Origin of the sequence: Streptococcus sp. GP0011 (assembly GCF_030546305.1) — a bacterium.
Taxonomy (GTDB): domain Bacteria; phylum Bacillota; class Bacilli; order Lactobacillales; family Streptococcaceae; genus Streptococcus.
Genome location: NZ_JAUONR010000003.1, coordinates 116,836 through 132,723, shown reverse-complemented (window position 1 = coordinate 132,723; position 15,888 = coordinate 116,836). Strand labels below are relative to the sequence as shown.

Sequence of the window (15,888 nt, the reverse complement as noted above, 5' to 3'; positions counted from 1 at the left end):
CTTAATAAAAAATAGAATCATTAATTGCTTCTGGTTCTTGCTCGCTTGTTACTGTTCTCTTAGGAATATCATTCGTATAATAGGAAAGACGTTCTTCTAGTTTTTTGATATAGAGTTCAGTTTCATCTTTGTATCGAATCATCTCCTCTAATTCAAAGTAAATCTTATCTAGAAAGAGGTCAACTTCTTCCTGATTGTAGCCTCTGAATGTTCTTGAGAAAGCTTTATCACTTATTTCTTGTGGTGTAATCGACATATTTTTTCTCACTTGCTTAAAAGTAGCCGGACTGTTAGTTTTTTCTTATCCTTTTTGGTCTGACCATTGTCTTTGACAATTTTTAGACGACCAAACTTTCTCACACTGATCAAATCCCCAACTGCAACCTGGTAATCACTTTTTTCAACCAGATGATAGTTTACCTGGACAGATTTTTTCTCTATCAGTTGACTAGCTTGGTTTCTAGATAATTTCAAGGCACTTGATAAGAGGGCATCCAATCGAAAACTCGAAACTAAAATTTCTCGTTCTCTATAATCAATTTTAGACAAAATCCTATCGGTAAAAGGACGTTCCTCCAGCGATACAGGAAGTCTGCCAATCTTTCTTATTCCATCCTGAAAAAGAGGAATGAAATCACGATTGACAAAAATCTGTGCTCTCTTTTCATCTACCAAGATATCACCAAATAATTTACGGTCAATTCCTAGTTGGTTGATGATTGTTCCCAATATTTTTCCATGACTCAGTTGTTCAAACTTACTCGGATAGCAAATTTCCAACAAGGCCATTTCAAAGTCTGATATCTCCGGTTCAAAGTAATCTGGATAGAGAAGAACTCGAACCGACTCTGTCGGAAGAAAATCACCACTACTCTGGCAACCCAGTCCACATGTCCCAGCTAGCACCCTCAAGATCTGTTCCTGATGGGGATTGATAAATGGAGTAAGCACCGGCGCATATGTATCTTCTACCCGCTTGACCCACTCTAATCCCTTATCAATAAAGGGGATATCATCTTGGGAAAAATGCTGATAAATGGCTCGATTTACTGTCATAGTAATAAGACTAGTCGTGTTAAGAGATTTCCAACAAACTGAATCAGAATCAGCGCTGCCCAAACTGTAAAATCAAGACCAGCAAATTGTAGATTGAGCTTACGAAGGGGCTCAATAACTGGGCGAGCAAGTCTGATAACTAAGCGACCTAGCTGGCTTTCATAGGCATTTGGAAACCATGAAAGAAGAGCAAATGCAACGAGAATGATGGAATAAATGCTAACCGCATTTTGGATTAAACGGATTAAGAAAATCATTATCTTGCTCTATTTCGTTTAATATCAAAACCAAACTCAGCGCTTTGTGATTCATCTGGAAGCTTGATATCTTCAATATTCACGATAACGTTGACAGGAGTCAATAGATACATCGTACTCGCAACTTTTTTCATGTTTCCAGCCAAGACATGACGGGCTCCATCCAAGTAATCAAGGCAACGACGGGCTTGTACTTCTGTCATGTATTGGAAATCAATCAAAATACTTTCATTTCCAGCCAACAAATCTACAATTTCCGTTGCATCTTCATATTTTCTTGGATAGCGAACGTCAATTGTCACTTTCTCATCTGAACGATGGCTTTGCATTGCCAATTCTTGCTGTCGCGCATGAAGACGAGTAATATTTGCATCTTTTGCTGATCCTGACTGAGCAGGTGCTGGTAATTCTTTAGAAGATGAGATGGCTGGGCTAACTGTTTCCTCTTGTTGAGTCTGGTAGTTAGTCGTTTCTTCTCCGTCTTCTGTAAAATAATCTATAAATTTATCGAATCTATCTTTTAAAGACATAGCTCTCTCCTATTTAAAAAATGCTGTACCGATTCTAACAAAGGTTGAGCCGAACTGAATCGCTTCTTTAAAATCACGACTCATTCCCATGCTTAGCTCCGTCATCGGCATATTAGGGATTTGTTTTTCTCTAATTTCTGCTTGCAGAGCCTGCGTATCCTTGAAAATTTCTTTCAATTCATCACTGTCTGCCTCAAAAGGAGCCATGGTCATTAAACCAACATACTCAATCTGATCTAACTTAGCCAATTCTGGCAAAAGTTCTAGCAATTCTTCTTTTGAAAATCCATGCTTACTTTCTTCCCCAGAAATATTGACCTGCAAGAAACACTTGATAACATGATCTGTTCTCTTTTGAATTTCCTGGGCTAACTTTAAGGAGTCTAAAGCATGAAAGTAATCCACATATGGGATTACTTCTTTCACTTTCCGTCTCTGTAGTGTTCCTATTAAATGCCAAGTAACTGGGTAATCTTTCAAGGCCTGATATTTTTCTAAAAATTTATCGACTCGATTTTCACCTATATGACGGACACCAAGCGGAAGCAAGGCTTCCGCTGTTTGTACATCTACATACTTTGTCACTGCGATTACTGAAACAGCATCTAGAGCACGGTTGGCTTCTTGACTAGCATCAGCTATTTGCTGAAAAACTAATTCAGTATTTTTTTTCAAATTCATTGATTAACGATTTTTGAAGAATGGAGGTGTATCCAATTCATCTTCATCTTGTGAAACTGGTGTTTCGAAGCGTTCTACTGGTGAAACAACTGGATCTGTTTGGCGAACAATAGACTCACGACGCAAGTCCCAGTCTCCAAAAGCAGAGGCTTGGTTTGTTTCAAAGCGACGTGGGCTTGATTTAGGCAATTCTGCTGTCTCTTCCAAGTCGAATTGACGGTCAAATGTGTGTGCTTGTGGCGCTTTAGTTGATGGTCGTCCAACTGGTTGGTTGTTACGAGCTCCAACTACTTTTTCCACGCGCTCTTGACGAACACCTGTCGCTACAACTGTAACACGGATTTCATCCTTCATGCTTTCATCAATTGATGTTCCAAGCCAGATGTTTACACCTTGGCCAGCTGCTTGGTTGACGATTTCTGAAGCTTCTTCTGCTTCAATCAAGGTCAAATCAAGACCACCAGTAACATTGACGATGACATCCTCTGCACCATCGATTGTTGTTTCAAGAAGTGGAGAGTAAATTGCTTTACGAGCCGCTTCAACAACGCGTTCTTCACCACTACCGATACCGATCCCCATAAGGGCATTCCCTTTGTTGGCCATTACAGTTTTCACGTCAGCAAAGTCAAGGTTAATCAATCCTGGGTTCGTGATCAAGTCAGTAATCCCTTGAACACCTTGGCGAAGAACGTTATCTGCTTCGCTAAGAGCTTCAAGAAGTGGCGTTTTCTTATCAACAATTTCAAGCAAGTTGTTGTTAGAGATAATCAACAAAGTATCAACATGCTCGCGAAGTTCGTTGATTCCTTCTACAGCGTACTGGCCACGTTTGCTTCCTTCAAATCCGAAAGGACGTGTCACAACACCAACTGTAAGAGCACCAAGATCTTTAGCGATACGTGCAATAACAGGGGCTGCACCTGTACCAGATCCACCACCCATACCTGCAGTGATAAAGACCATGTCTGCTCCAGTGATAGCTTCCGTCAAAGCTTCTTCACTTTCTTCTGCAGCTTTACGTCCAACTTCTGGACGACCTCCAGCACCCAAACCACGAGTCAATTTAGGACCAAGTTGGATAACTGTTTCTGCTTTCGTACTGCTAAGGGCTTGTACATCAGTGTTGGCTGCGATAAATTCTACACCAGCAACACCTTCGTCAACCATGCGGTTAATGGCGTTACCACCACCACCACCGACACCAATTACCTTAATAACTGCGCCTTGAGCTGCTGCTGTATCAAATGAAAATGTCATAATTTCTTATCCTCTTTTATTCATCAAACATGCTTCCGATCAAACCACGGAAACGTTCTGTTAGCTTCGGTTTACTTTGAGAACTTGCTTGGAATTCTTCCTTGGGAGCAACTGGAGCTTCCTGCACAGCTTCAGCTGGAGCTGCTTGTGCTGGACTTGGTTGCGCTACTGGATTCAAACGTTGATTTGGAATGCCAAAGTTGATTGGTTTTTGACGAAGGAATTCATCTCCTTTAACTGCTTTTTGGGCAAGAAGATTGACTTCAGTCAATTTACCAGCAAACTCAGACAAGCTAATCACGTGCGCAAATGCAGGGTTGCGAATTCCAACTTGATTTGGTACATAGAGTTTTACGCGAACACCAAATACTTCTTGGGCTAATTCAACAATTCCTGGCAAAATTGCATTTCCACCGATAAGGACGATACCTCCTGGCAAATCTAACAAGTGTCTTCTTTCCAACTCTTGTTTGATTTGGTCAAAGATATGTTTGATACGTGCTGAGATAATTTCTGCCAAATAGCTTTCTGTTACTTCAACAGGTTCTACTTCACCAATTACTTCAACTTGGAAAGTTTCGTTACTTGCAAGTGGAACGTAAGCTTCACCATAGTTCAGTTTCAAACTTTCTGCAATTTTTTGAGATGTTTTCAAGACTTTAGAGATGTCTTTAGTAACGTAATCTCCACCTTCTTGGTAGATGTTAGTGAACTGCAATTCTTGGTTGCGGATAGTCGCTACAGTAGTCTGACCTCCACCCATGTCAATGACAGTCGCACCAAATTCACGTTCACCTTCATTGAGAACGGAGTTCACGATTGCCAAAGGTGAAATAATCACATTATCAACATGAATACCTACACGCTCAACCGTCTTGCGAAGATTGTGTAGAATTGTACGAGGACCTGTGTAAAGCAGACCACGCATTTCCAAGCGGACACCCATCATACCACGAGGGTCACGAATTCCTTGGAAACCATCCACAATGAATTCTTCTGGAATAAAGGTAATCACTTCACGGTCAGGAGTCATGCTCTTTGTCAAAGCTGATTTGACAACATTTTCAACATCTTGATCTGTGATTTCTTTAGTATCTGAAGTTACAGGAATCATTCCTTGTGTTGGTTCAACCTGCAAGAGGTTTGCTGGAAGGCCAACGTTAACAGACTTAATAGAAATACCAGCTTTCTCTTCTGCCTGTGTGATTGCGGATTTGATCGCTGAAGCAGCTGCTTCAATATCAACAATAATTCCGTCTTTTACACCTTTACTTTTGGCATTGCTAACACCAATTACATTTACTTCGCCATCTCTATGCTCAGCTACTAGCACTTTAATCGAGCTAGTTCCGATATCTAAGCCTGTAAAAAAACCATCTCTAGTCATTACATCGCATCCTCTCTGTCTTCCAAGTTTCTCACTTCTATTTAATAACTATGTTTGGGCATAGCTATTCAAAGAATATTATAACACAAAAAATCTTATTGTGCTTAGATTTTGATAAATTTCCTGCATGTTTTTTGAGAAAATTCTAGAAAAATTCTTCTTCTAAGAGATTATTTGAAGTTAACGTTCACAATTTCCTTTTTGTTTCTTAAAAATCCAAAAAAGAGAAGATCATTTTAGATCTTCTCTTGAATAAATTCTTCCGATTTTTGTTGTAAAAAATTTTCTACTAATTTCCCTGTTAAGCGAATTGCTATCACTATAACAGTCGAAACAATGAGATAATTTAAGGGCTGGCCGAAACTTCCAACAAGTGGTGGTTTGTTTAAAAAGCCATAATCCCCACCTACAACTAAGTTGACAACCCATATCAAGCCATTTAAGGCAAAGGTAATCACCGCCACATTCTTCAAATCAAGAAGGGAAGCCTCATAGTTTCTAAACAAGTATAGGAGCGCATTTCCTAAAAGGGCAACATGTCCGATAATGAAGGACAAAATGGTTACGTGTGGAAATGGGTAGGGATCAAAGAGTGGGTAAGCCAGTGCTGCTGTTGCTCCAAAAGTTCCTAAAAGAGCAAAGTACTGTTTGTACTTGGATGTCCCTGGAATCAAGAGCATCACAAACATGGCGATACGGCAATGATAGAAGGGCAAACTTTCTGACAGAGGCATGAGATTGCCCCAATACCAGCTATACAGAACAATCAGTTGAACAGACTGAAGGATCTGAATAAAACGCTGGTAAGCCACTTTATCGCGAAAACGATAAGAAGCATAGAAAGTAAGAGCCAGTAAACATAACAAACCAATGTACCAGTGGAGTTCAAACTGGGGCGGTTCTGATATCTGTGTGGTAAATAATTTATCCCACAAATTCATATTCTATTCCTCGTTCATCTAGCCAGAGGCAGTAAAAAATTCACTACTCGGCCTTTTTAATTTTTTGAAAAAACTTGATTCTATGCCATGCATAGAATATTTGCGTCTTAAATTCGCAACCTATTATATCATTTGTATTGCAGAAATGCACCTTGCAGATACCCTTTTTTGATTTGTTGACTTCTCTAGTATAAACTAATCGACATATTGGTCTCTTTGTCCTTTATAAACTTGCCAGAGAATCTCCATTTGGTCCTTGGTGATGCGTTTTTCAGATAAGACTGGCAATTGGTCAATGGCAAAAAATTGAAGCTCAGCAATTTCTTGATTTTCTTGAAATTGTCCATCAAGAAGCTTACATTCAAAGACAAACTTTGCATATTGTTTGCTCTGTAGTTGGAAACGATTGGTATCAAAAACGGCAAGTAACCTTTCAGTTTTTGCTGTAAAACCGGTTTCTTCTTCAATTTCTTTAAGAATATTTTCGGTTGGAGAATAGCCAACTTCACCAAAACCACCTGGCAAAGCCCAACTATCCTCCCCTTTTCCTCTAACTAAACAGACTTTTTCATCCTCAACAATCCAAGCACGGACGTCCATCAGAGGAGTTGCATAAGCGGACGTTGGTTTCAAGACTTCTGCCACTTCTTCTGCATCGAGGTCTGATACCTGATTCAACATTTCAGATAACAGGATTCGCAAGTCCTCGTAGCGCTCACGGTCGAAAGGATCTTTTGTAAAGGTTAATCCAGTATCCGTAATGGCTAACATTCTTTGCAGATACTTGGCAAAATCACTTGCATTCATTTTCTAAACTTTCTACCAACTTGGCTAGATTCATGGAGTTAGAGCCTTTAAGCAAAATTTGGTCATTGGCACCGAGGCTTTCCTTGACTTGCTTGACAAGGTCTTCAAATTGGTCCTCGTCAGCTGTTTTCTTGAAGTAGAAAACGTGACCGATTGGGAACATTTGACTAGCAAGTTGGCTTAATTCGGCAATGTCTTCTCCATAGAAAATAACGGTATCCAGCACATCTGGCGATAGGCTCAAAATCATCTGATTATGGAGTTGGACAGACTGGTCGCCGAGTTCCTTCATGTCTGCCAAGACAGCGATTTTCTTGCCTCCTTCGTTGGCTGAGATAGCAGAAAACGTCTCCAAAATCAACTTCATAGCAGTTGGATTGGCATTGTATACGTCAGACAGAATATCTGCTCCATTGGCTGCTTTCTTCCACTCAGTACGATTGCGGGTCAATTCTAGGTTCTGAAAGGCCTGACGAATTTGCTCCTCTGAAACTCCTTCTTGTAGAGCCACATAAGCAGCAATCATAGCATTGGTGGCATTGTACTTACCTGTCACTGGCAAATCGAGGGCTTGTTCCAAAAAATTAGCCTTAAAGGTCAGACTATCCTTGCGCTCAATCAAGTCTGTGACTTCTAACTCAGCTCCTTGCCCAAAACGGATTACTTTTTTATCTGTAGGCAAGTAGTCCTCTACAATCGGGTCAGCTGGTGCCAAAAGCAAAGAACCTGGTGCCATACCATCAGCAATTTGCATTTTTCCTTTAGCAATCTCTGAACGGTCTTTGAAAAAGGCTAAATGAGCCTCTCCAACCAAGGTCACAATGGCTGTTTTTGGATGGGCCAATTCTGACAAGAGATGGATATCTCCCAAGTGATCCTGCCCCATCTCCAAGACCAACTTTTCTGTTCCTTCAGGCATGTGGAGAACTGTGTAAGGAAGGCCAATCTCGTTATTGTAATTGCCCTGAGTTTTGTAGGTCTTGTAGGTTGTTGACAGTAGATGCGCCAACATATCCTTAGTGGTTGTCTTGCCATTTGAACCCGTAACCGCAAAGACATCAACAGCTGTTTTTTCAAGATAGTAGGCTGCGAGGGTTTGAAAGGCAGACAGCACGTCGTCTACTAGAATGTAGGGATGATTTGCAACCTCTTTCTCGGACAAGGTTACTACTGCACCATTTTCAAAAGCTGTTTCGATAAAGTCATGACCGTCACGCGCACCTTTAAGTGGCACAAACAAATCTCCCGTCCCAATCAAACGACTGTCAAACTCAGCCTTTTCTAACTGGGCATCCTCAAAGATACTGACATCATTTTTAGCTCCAACAGCTTGGACAACTTCATGGATTGTTAATTTCATTTCTACTCCTTTAAAAAGGGTTGAAGTCCAAGAACTCTAGTCACCATGCAGTGATAGTTCTGGCTTCTACCCTCTCTTTCATTTTTATAGCAAATGCGCTTCGCGCTTGTCAAAACTTTGCTTAGCAAGGTCAACCAAACGCTCGATTAGTTCTGGGTAGCTGATTCCCATATTGTCCCAAAGTAGTGGGTACATAGACCACTGAGTAAAACCTGGCATGGTATTGAGCTCGTTTAGGAAAATCTCGCCCTTATCTGTATAGAAGAAATCACAACGAGACAGACCGAGGCCACCAATCGCACGGAAGGCAGTTTCTGCATTTTGACGCATGATAGCTACCACATCATCACTGATTTTAGCCGGGATATCCATGGTAATCTTGTTATCGATATACTTGGCATCATAGTCATAAAAGGCAACATCCTTGACCACTTCGCCAGGAAGCGTACTCTTGACATCGTAGTTGCCCAAGAGACCGACCTCAATTTCGCGCGCATTCACCCCTTGCTCTACCAAGACACGGCTGTCATATTGGAAGGCAAGTTCTAGAGCTTGACGGAGTTCCTCTTGGTTTTCAGACTTAGAAATACCCACACTGGAACCCATGTTTGACGGCTTTGTGAAGACTGGATACGTCAGTTTTTCTTCAACTTCAGTGATTTTAGCAGTCACATCATCCCCTTCGACAATGGCCACATAAGGAACTTGAGCAATCCCTACAGATTCTAACACACGCTTGGTCGTGATTTTATCCATGGCAAGACTTGATGACAAGATATTGCAACCGACATAAGGCATTTTCAAAACTTCAAGGAATCCTTGAACAGAGCCATCTTCTCCCATCGGACCATGAAGAACTGGAAAGACCACTGCACCTTCTTCATAGATGGCACTTTGCGCGATTTTCTTGTCCCAGTCAATGGTCTCATTGGTCATGAGACGATCCTCTTGACCTGGAGTCTGGCTAAATTCTTGCGTTTTGATAAAGTCACCTGATTGGCTGATGAAGAAAGTCTTGACTGTGAAACGATCGTAGTTGACCACACGCATCACACTTTCAGCTGAAAGGACAGAGACTTCACGCTCTGCACTACGCCCACCGTATAAAAGAATAATCGTTTGTTTCATATTGCTTGTCCTAATTCTAATAGAATATTCGTTCTTTAGTATATCATATTTGCTTCTTTTTTGAAACTTGTATCTAAAAAAGCCCTCATTTGAGAGCTGAAATTTTACCTATCCACCACTTGAGCTTCAAAGTGCGCCGGTTTGTCGTCTACATTGGTGATGGTGATCGTGTAGGACTTGTTATTGGTTACATTAAATACTTTTTCCCCTTTGTAACTGACAACAATTCCATCCCGTACTAAATTAATGTCTTTTTGATTGTTTGGAAGCTCTTCATCATCATTTTCTGAATGATTTCTTCTAAAAAGTTTTTGTTCTTCAACACCATAAAAAATATCGCTATCCATCTCAAACCAAACTTTTTTACCTGATAATTTAAGCTTATTAGTGTCATTTTTTTTCAAGATTAATTCTGAGTAGTATTCTACATCATGTGTCCGAGGATTTACTGTAAAGTTAGCCGACTCTCCTGGTTGCAGAGTATACTTACCAAGATTTTGTGCCCATAGATTAAAGAAAAAAATAGCCGCCAAAACTACAACAAGTGTTAAACTACAACCTAAATTCCAGTTTGATTTTCTCTTCAAGTTCATTTGTAACTCTTCTTATAGTCATTAATTCCGTCTTGAATCATCTTAGCATCTCCTGGATTATCTCCATAATTTCCATTAATAATGTTCTCTAAATATTTCAAAGGATTCTTATCTGACCATCCCTGAGTCACTCCTGCCCCAACTTTCAAATATGCATCACTCGATTCTAAGTAACCTTTACCAACATAGCCAAAGAGATAATTTCCCAAATAATCAGACTTCATTCCTTGTTTCCACTGGCGTCCCCAAAGTGAGAACGGATAATCTTCTCTGTATTTTCGGTTTTTTAAGTCTAGCGGTTTATTAGAATTAACCAAATCTATAAATGTTCCATTGTCTCCAATCTCATTTCCTATAGCAATCGAATTATCGACTCTTCCATTATCACCAGGGCTTTTCCATTTTCCAACTTATCTAAGATTTCTGGTATTCTTTATGCAAATCCTTAGCTTTCTTAGAAGGATCATATTTTGCACTCTCAATCTTCACATCCTTGATCTTCTGCACCCAGCTCATGTCCACACCGTCCGCATAGTAGTTGCCATCACTATTGACGAGGTATGGGGAATTTACACAAATAGATTCCTAGTAATCACTAAAAAAGGAAACTCTGAAAATGAATAGTCCTCACGAAGTATAGAACTAAAAGAAAAAAGGAGAGTGTAAAATTGGTAACTTAAGTTTTACAAAGAAAAGAAGACAAGAATAAAGCTATCAAAGTGAAAAAATAATCATTTTTTCTTCATTTTACTTTTCTAGTTTCCTCTATTCACCTGTCACCTGCGCTTCAAATCTAATGTCTCTGTCTGAAATATTCGTTATTTTTATTTGTTTTGCGTTTGGAATCTCAAATTCCCAAGATTCTTTAGATTGAAGAACTACACCTTTTTCTGATAAATATATACTATTATTTGTATCGTTTTCTTTTATTTTTGTTGGGATATTACTTGACGATGAGTAGATTTCGCTAATTTCTTGCTTCAAAACATCATAGTTAGTCCCTAAAAGGTTTCCTTCTCCCTTCTGCCACCATGAGGTTTTCCCAGATAATTCTAATTTCCCGCCAGAAATATTAGATAGATATAATTTGGGGGAGAATTCTTTTTGTTTTGATGTCGGAACTTTTAAAACTATAGAATCACCTGGTTTCAATGTATAATTCGCATTTTTGAAGTACAAATAAATACAACATATAAATATGATTGTTACAACAACTACTACTCCTGAACATCCTAGATTCCATTTATTAAGTTGTTTTCTTTTATTTTTCACGCGTACTTCTCCCCATTCTTCGTCAGAAACTCAGATTGAGACATATCACTAATCTGCTCCAAGATCCTCTCTCCAAATATCCTTGTCGGTCACATCAACCCAATTTTTGGGGCTAAAGCGACTAGAGTAGATGGAGGTCCAGTTTACCGATCCACCACTTGAGCTTCAAAGTGTGCCGGTTTGTCGTCTACATTGGTGATGGTGATCGTGTAGGGAGTTTCTTCCGTCACCCCAAATACTTCCTTTATCTCCCCTTGAACCACTATACCATCACTTTCTAAATAGATACTTTTACTCTTATCATTTGGTAAGTCTTTGCGCTCGGTTTTGTCTTTTAAAAAAATTAGCTCCGTTATTGTTTGCTTTTCAACATTATAGACTATATTACTGTCTTTCATTCCCCAACCTTTTCGACCGGACAATTTTAACTTCGCATCATCTAATTTTTTAAAATGTAGTTCCGAATTATACTCCAGCTGCTCTGTTTTAGAAAAAACTTTCAATTCAACACTTTGACCTGGTTGCAGAGTGTACTTACCAGCATTTAAAACCACACAAATAAAAACTGCCGCAAACGAACCATACAACAATCCGATGATCATTCTTGAGAGACTGCTTTTAAAGTGCCGTAAAAGTAGAAATAAAGACACAATAAATAACACGGGTGTTAGCATTTTAGTTTTCCTCTCTCATCACTATTAAAATCCAGAAGAACTGTGGCCCTCAATCCCTCCTTAAAAGAGAGTATATTTTCCAACCCAAAAGAAAGCAGACCAAAGCTATCGAATAGTAGAAAATTTTCTGAAGCAAATGATTTAAAACTATCTTTCTCATCTGATTCACAACTGTATATAACTGATTCATCGCATTGTCCGAGCGTTGTTCCCAAACGGTCACTGAAGAACCTGTGTTACTTTCAATCACAGCTTGATTTTCACTTGCTAATTTCAAATATCTCCCAGCATGATACAACCGCTTTTCCCCATTTAACCAACTAATTTCAACACTCTTGTCTCCTTGTAATCGATTATTGTAACTGATGGATACCGCTTGATTCTCAGAAGAAATCTTACTTTCAATTTGATTATAGTCATCCACCACATAGATAAGGCCGATGTTCTTTCCATTTTCTTTTGAGGGCACTAGATGAATATGCTTATCAAGAGCATGCCAATCCTGATCATTTTTATCTTGAATCAATTGAACCATACTACTATTCACATCCATCTTAGAAAATGAATAATATTGATAGATTGGATTAATGATGAACAATACCATATAAAAAAGGAAAAATAGGATAGACTTACTTTTATTTCTCATTTACTGCTCCAAAGTAACTTTTTTTACAAAATATTCTTAAGAACTCTGTCATGGCAACCTGCCTTTATAAAACTATTACCTCGTCGTTCCGTTTGTTATTCTGTTCTCCATATATCCTTAACTGTCACTTCTCCCCAATTATCTGGGCTAAAACGACTAGAGTAGATAGTGGTCCAGTCTTTAAGGACTTTATTACGGAGTACATTATCTGCTTCCTTGCGAATCTCATCAACAGTCTTTCCGTGTTTTGCAAGAAAGTCCTCTACTTGAGACTGCTGAAAATATCCTGTACTCTCATCATCATAGTACCACATAAACCGTTCTAATTGCTGATTGTTTACATCGTACAGGTAATCTACATTTATGGTTGTCTCTGTATCTTGCAGTCTCAAACGCATCTCCAGGTTAACTTTTGTCATACCCTGAAAATTAAAATAAAAATTATAACCTAGAGAATGAATAGTATTTGGTAAGTCTACACTTTTATAATCAATAGAATGTTTATATAAATCTTGAGAACCATTATCGATAATTTTTAACCCTTTTAACTTATAAAAAGCTCGACCTTTCCATAGAAATGTATAATTGTGATAATCACTTTCTTCGTAGTATATTTCATCAAAAATATTATGAACTCTCTGATATTTATAGTACTGAAAACCAGAGAAAGATAATAATAAAACTATTAGCAACGAAAAAAATGCAAATTTCCTCTTCTTCATCTAATCACCTCATCACTATCAACTCTTGATTACCTGTTTCAATATTTCGAATGAAATTATCAATACTTGGTAATTTTTTTGTAGCTCATCTACGGTATCTTTTTCTAGTAAAATCCCTCAACACCTCTCGTTGTTCATACAGCATTGCGGTGAGCAAGAAGCTTCTTTCTCTGGTAAACTATCCATACAAAGTCTGATACATCTTTTTCATGAAAGACTCAAGCTCTTTTTGAACAATCTTTAATAGGCGTTCTTCTTCGGATTGAGAGATGTTCACACTCTCTTTTATATTTTTTTCATTAAATTGAAAGTAGCTGCTAGAAACTATATCAAAGTTCTTATCCAATTCATATAGTACGCTAGTTATTTTACCATCTATCTCCATTCTAAAATAAACAGTAACCCCATTCCGTCCCGGATTTGAGATATCCAAATTGATGTCTCCTTTTATCTCTATGGAGTCAATTCCTCCATCCAAACGAATAGCACCATCGGGAGGAACGACATAACCCGCTTTACGGATATCAGACGCATATTTTTCTGACGCCATTAAACGTTGTAAGACGGCTATATTGTCCCTCTCTTCAAAGGAGGTTTTTAATTGCATATATTCTTGGTGGTTTTGATACTGAAAATAAAGATTCAAGCCAGTAGCTAAGGCAATTACAGAACCAATAACGATCAGTATTTTTTTAAGTCCCGACATTCTTTTCACCCCCTCTGTCTAAGTAATCTTAGAAGTCTTGTTCATACAGCATTGCGTTGAGCAAGAAGTTACTTTCTCAAACAATCTAACCATACAAGGTTTGATACATTTTTTTCATGAAGTCATCAATCTCGCTTTGAACACTTCTCAACAAGTAATCTTCTTCGGCTTGTGAGACAGAAACAATCTCTCTTTTCCCGTTTCCATTTTGCTGAGAATAGCTGGAATAAATTAAATTCAGATTTTTATCTAAAATGAAAGCTACATGCGTTTGTTTTTCATTAATCTGTGTAATGAAAAATAACTGAAAATCCTTAGCATCCTTTTTAGGAGGGCTAATTTTCAAATGTAACTCTCCTTCTATTTCTAATGGATAAATAACTCCATCCAATCGAATAGCTCCGTCAGAAGGAATAGTATATCCTGCCTTGCGGATGTCAGACGCATATTTTCCTGATGCCATTAAATGATGAAGAACTTCAATTCTTTCATTTTTCTCAAAGGCTTCTTTTAAAGTACTAGATTGTCGGAAATGATTGTAAGCAAAATATGAAGGAATTGCTAACAGAAACAAAAACAATACGATCAACCATTTAAACTGTTTTAATTTATCTGACATTAGTTTCTTCCCTCCATATAACACTCTCTTTCAAATAAGTTTTATTATAAACTCTCACTCGTCTTCCTCGTCGTCATAAACTGGCTCGCCATGGATTTTGATGTATTCTTCATTCCTGCGGTCGTCTTCTTCCCAAACCGGGTCTCTTACATCGTCCATAAACGGAATTTCTTCCAAACTCAGCTCGTTAGCCTCTTCATAACTCATCGAAAGGATATCCTCATGCCGGTTTTTAAATTCCTCCACACTTAACCAGCTCTCTTTATCATCTTCGCTAATCTGACCATCAATAGCAGTCGCAATTTCAATGGCCATAATATAGAAGGCACGTTTATCAACAGTTAGAAGGTCAAGGTGGGTAGAAGCTAAACGTAGACAGTCTCCTTTTTCTCGATAGTCTGTTGCTGGATTGTCTTCAAAATCTAATTCAAGATTTTCATATACATGACTCCCAAATTTATTGATAATCCCTTCTTTCAACTGAACATTATTCCATCTATTATCATGCATCCACTTATTCAATTTCAAGTGAATAGTTGGGTCTGTTTTAAATGGGCGAGTATTCCCAAAATAAGAAATATCTACTGTCTTCCCATCTTTAGTATCAAACCACATTCTCTTCGCTAGTTCTAAGTAATCAAATGGAATTTCTTTGGTATAATCGCCTTTGATATATAATCTCACTCGTCGTCCTCGTCGTCCAACTCTACCTCTCCATGGATTCGGATATACTCCTCGCGCTTCCTATCCAATTCTTCCCAGATGGGATCGTCAATAGCTTTCAAAACCTTTATCTCTTCTAAACTAATATCGACTGCTTCGTCGTAGGTCATATTCAGTAGGTCTTTATGTTTCGTTTTGAATTCTTCAACACTCAGCCAAGTTTCTTTGTCGTCTTCGCTGATTTGACCGTCAATGACAGATGCTACCTCAATCGCCATGATATAGAGCGCTCGCTTGTCAACCGTTAGAATATCCTTATGAGTCGTGATTATTCGAAGATAGTCTCCTTTTTCTCGCCCATCACTTTCATAAGAATCTTCAAAATTTAAATTTAAATTTTCACGCTTAAAAGTCGCCCAAGAGTCTTTTCCTATTCTAAAATCAGCCATTCCCCAACGCTCATCATTTGAAGAAAATTTATCTAGAGTTAAACTCAAATAAAAATTATCATCAAATGCATAAGAAAAACCAACTTTCACTCCCTTACGTTCTTTGAACCACATTTTCCAAGGAAATTCTATACAGG

General features: G+C 38.5%; 21 protein-coding genes. All 21 read right to left on the bottom strand.

Going from position 1 to position 15,888, the window contains the following annotated elements:
* Nucleotide 1: 1 nt before the first annotated feature.
* The 21 genes from Q4443_RS04890 to Q4443_RS04790 all read right to left on the bottom strand — a co-directional run bounded on the left by Q4443_RS04890 (nt 2) and on the right by Q4443_RS04790 (nt 15,865).
* On the bottom strand, nt 2-256 hold the full coding sequence (locus tag Q4443_RS04890; RefSeq protein ID WP_000028988.1) for a DivIVA domain-containing protein: 255 nt from the start codon (nt 254-256) through the stop codon (nt 2-4).
* A gap of 8 nt (nt 257-264) precedes the next feature.
* The gene (locus Q4443_RS04885; RefSeq protein WP_049519092.1) at nt 265-1,056 is read right to left on the bottom strand and encodes an RNA-binding protein; all 792 of its coding nucleotides are present in this window, start codon (nt 1,054-1,056) and stop codon (nt 265-267) included.
* On the bottom strand, nt 1,053-1,313 hold the full coding sequence (locus tag Q4443_RS04880) for a YggT family protein (RefSeq protein WP_000576501.1): 261 nt from the start codon (nt 1,311-1,313) through the stop codon (nt 1,053-1,055). Before Q4443_RS04880 ends, Q4443_RS04885 begins: the two co-directional genes overlap by 4 nt.
* On the bottom strand, nt 1,313-1,843 hold the full coding sequence (locus Q4443_RS04875) for a cell division protein SepF (RefSeq protein WP_000053366.1): 531 nt from the start codon (nt 1,841-1,843) through the stop codon (nt 1,313-1,315). Before Q4443_RS04875 ends, Q4443_RS04880 begins: the two co-directional genes overlap by 1 nt.
* Nucleotides 1,844-1,852: 9 nt before the next feature.
* On the bottom strand, nt 1,853-2,524 hold the full coding sequence (locus tag Q4443_RS04870; RefSeq protein ID WP_001049616.1) for a YggS family pyridoxal phosphate-dependent enzyme: 672 nt from the start codon (nt 2,522-2,524) through the stop codon (nt 1,853-1,855).
* A 3-nt stretch (nt 2,525-2,527) separates the two neighbouring features.
* Nucleotides 2,528-3,784 carry a cell division protein FtsZ gene (gene ftsZ / locus Q4443_RS04865; protein WP_000144261.1) on the bottom strand — a complete coding sequence of 419 codons (1,257 nt, stop codon included), beginning with the start codon at nt 3,782-3,784 and terminating at the stop codon, nt 2,528-2,530.
* Between the two features lie 16 nt (nt 3,785-3,800).
* Nucleotides 3,801-5,171 carry a cell division protein FtsA gene (ftsA, locus tag Q4443_RS04860; RefSeq protein ID WP_049519093.1) on the bottom strand — a complete coding sequence of 457 codons (1,371 nt, stop codon included), beginning with the start codon at nt 5,169-5,171 and terminating at the stop codon, nt 3,801-3,803.
* Between the two features lie 236 nt (nt 5,172-5,407).
* On the bottom strand, nt 5,408-6,112 hold the full coding sequence (locus Q4443_RS04855) for a TIGR02206 family membrane protein (protein ID WP_049519094.1): 705 nt from the start codon (nt 6,110-6,112) through the stop codon (nt 5,408-5,410).
* A gap of 195 nt (nt 6,113-6,307) precedes the next feature.
* Entirely contained in the window at nt 6,308-6,919 is a 612-nt protein-coding gene (locus Q4443_RS04850; protein WP_049519095.1) for an NUDIX hydrolase, read from the bottom strand.
* A complete protein-coding gene (murF, locus tag Q4443_RS04845; protein ID WP_000778763.1) occupies nt 6,906-8,279 on the bottom strand; it encodes a UDP-N-acetylmuramoyl-tripeptide--D-alanyl-D-alanine ligase in 1,374 nt (457 codons plus the stop codon). The genes Q4443_RS04850 and murF overlap by 14 nt, the downstream gene beginning before the upstream one ends.
* Nucleotides 8,280-8,363: 84 nt before the next feature.
* Nucleotides 8,364-9,407 carry a D-alanine--D-alanine ligase gene (locus Q4443_RS04840; RefSeq protein WP_049519096.1) on the bottom strand — a complete coding sequence of 348 codons (1,044 nt, stop codon included), beginning with the start codon at nt 9,405-9,407 and terminating at the stop codon, nt 8,364-8,366.
* Nucleotides 9,408-9,511: 104 nt separating this feature from the next.
* A complete protein-coding gene (locus tag Q4443_RS04835) occupies nt 9,512-10,000 on the bottom strand; it encodes a hypothetical protein (protein WP_001050128.1) in 489 nt (162 codons plus the stop codon).
* Nucleotides 9,997-10,317 carry a polymorphic toxin type 44 domain-containing protein gene (locus tag Q4443_RS04830; RefSeq protein ID WP_161800722.1) on the bottom strand — a complete coding sequence of 107 codons (321 nt, stop codon included), beginning with the start codon at nt 10,315-10,317 and terminating at the stop codon, nt 9,997-9,999. Before Q4443_RS04830 ends, Q4443_RS04835 begins: the two co-directional genes overlap by 4 nt.
* A 448-nt stretch (nt 10,318-10,765) precedes the next feature.
* Complete coding sequence (locus Q4443_RS04825) at nt 10,766-11,272, bottom strand: hypothetical protein (protein ID WP_049519098.1); 507 nt, start codon at nt 11,270-11,272, stop codon at nt 10,766-10,768.
* 143 nt (nt 11,273-11,415) lie between these two features.
* Entirely contained in the window at nt 11,416-11,946 is a 531-nt protein-coding gene (locus Q4443_RS04820; RefSeq protein WP_000957421.1) for a hypothetical protein, read from the bottom strand.
* A 49-nt stretch (nt 11,947-11,995) separates the two neighbouring features.
* The gene (locus tag Q4443_RS04815) at nt 11,996-12,592 is read right to left on the bottom strand and encodes a hypothetical protein (RefSeq protein WP_049519099.1); all 597 of its coding nucleotides are present in this window, start codon (nt 12,590-12,592) and stop codon (nt 11,996-11,998) included.
* A gap of 95 nt (nt 12,593-12,687) precedes the next feature.
* Nucleotides 12,688-13,314, bottom strand: coding sequence for a TipC family immunity protein (locus Q4443_RS04810; protein ID WP_049519100.1), 627 nt, complete (start codon nt 13,312-13,314; stop codon nt 12,688-12,690).
* A 178-nt stretch (nt 13,315-13,492) separates the two neighbouring features.
* On the bottom strand, nt 13,493-14,020 hold the full coding sequence (locus tag Q4443_RS04805) for a hypothetical protein (RefSeq protein ID WP_049519101.1): 528 nt from the start codon (nt 14,018-14,020) through the stop codon (nt 13,493-13,495).
* An 85-nt stretch (nt 14,021-14,105) separates the two neighbouring features.
* Nucleotides 14,106-14,639, bottom strand: coding sequence for a thiol-disulfide isomerase (locus Q4443_RS04800; RefSeq protein WP_049519102.1), 534 nt, complete (start codon nt 14,637-14,639; stop codon nt 14,106-14,108).
* Nucleotides 14,640-14,693: 54 nt separating this feature from the next.
* Nucleotides 14,694-15,323 (bottom strand): hypothetical protein, encoded by a 630-nt coding sequence (locus Q4443_RS04795; RefSeq protein ID WP_001242076.1) that lies wholly within the window; start codon nt 15,321-15,323, stop codon nt 14,694-14,696.
* Nucleotides 15,320-15,865, bottom strand: coding sequence for a hypothetical protein (locus Q4443_RS04790; protein ID WP_065427756.1), 546 nt, complete (start codon nt 15,863-15,865; stop codon nt 15,320-15,322). The genes Q4443_RS04795 and Q4443_RS04790 overlap by 4 nt, the downstream gene beginning before the upstream one ends.
* Nucleotides 15,866-15,888: the final 23 nt, after the last annotated feature.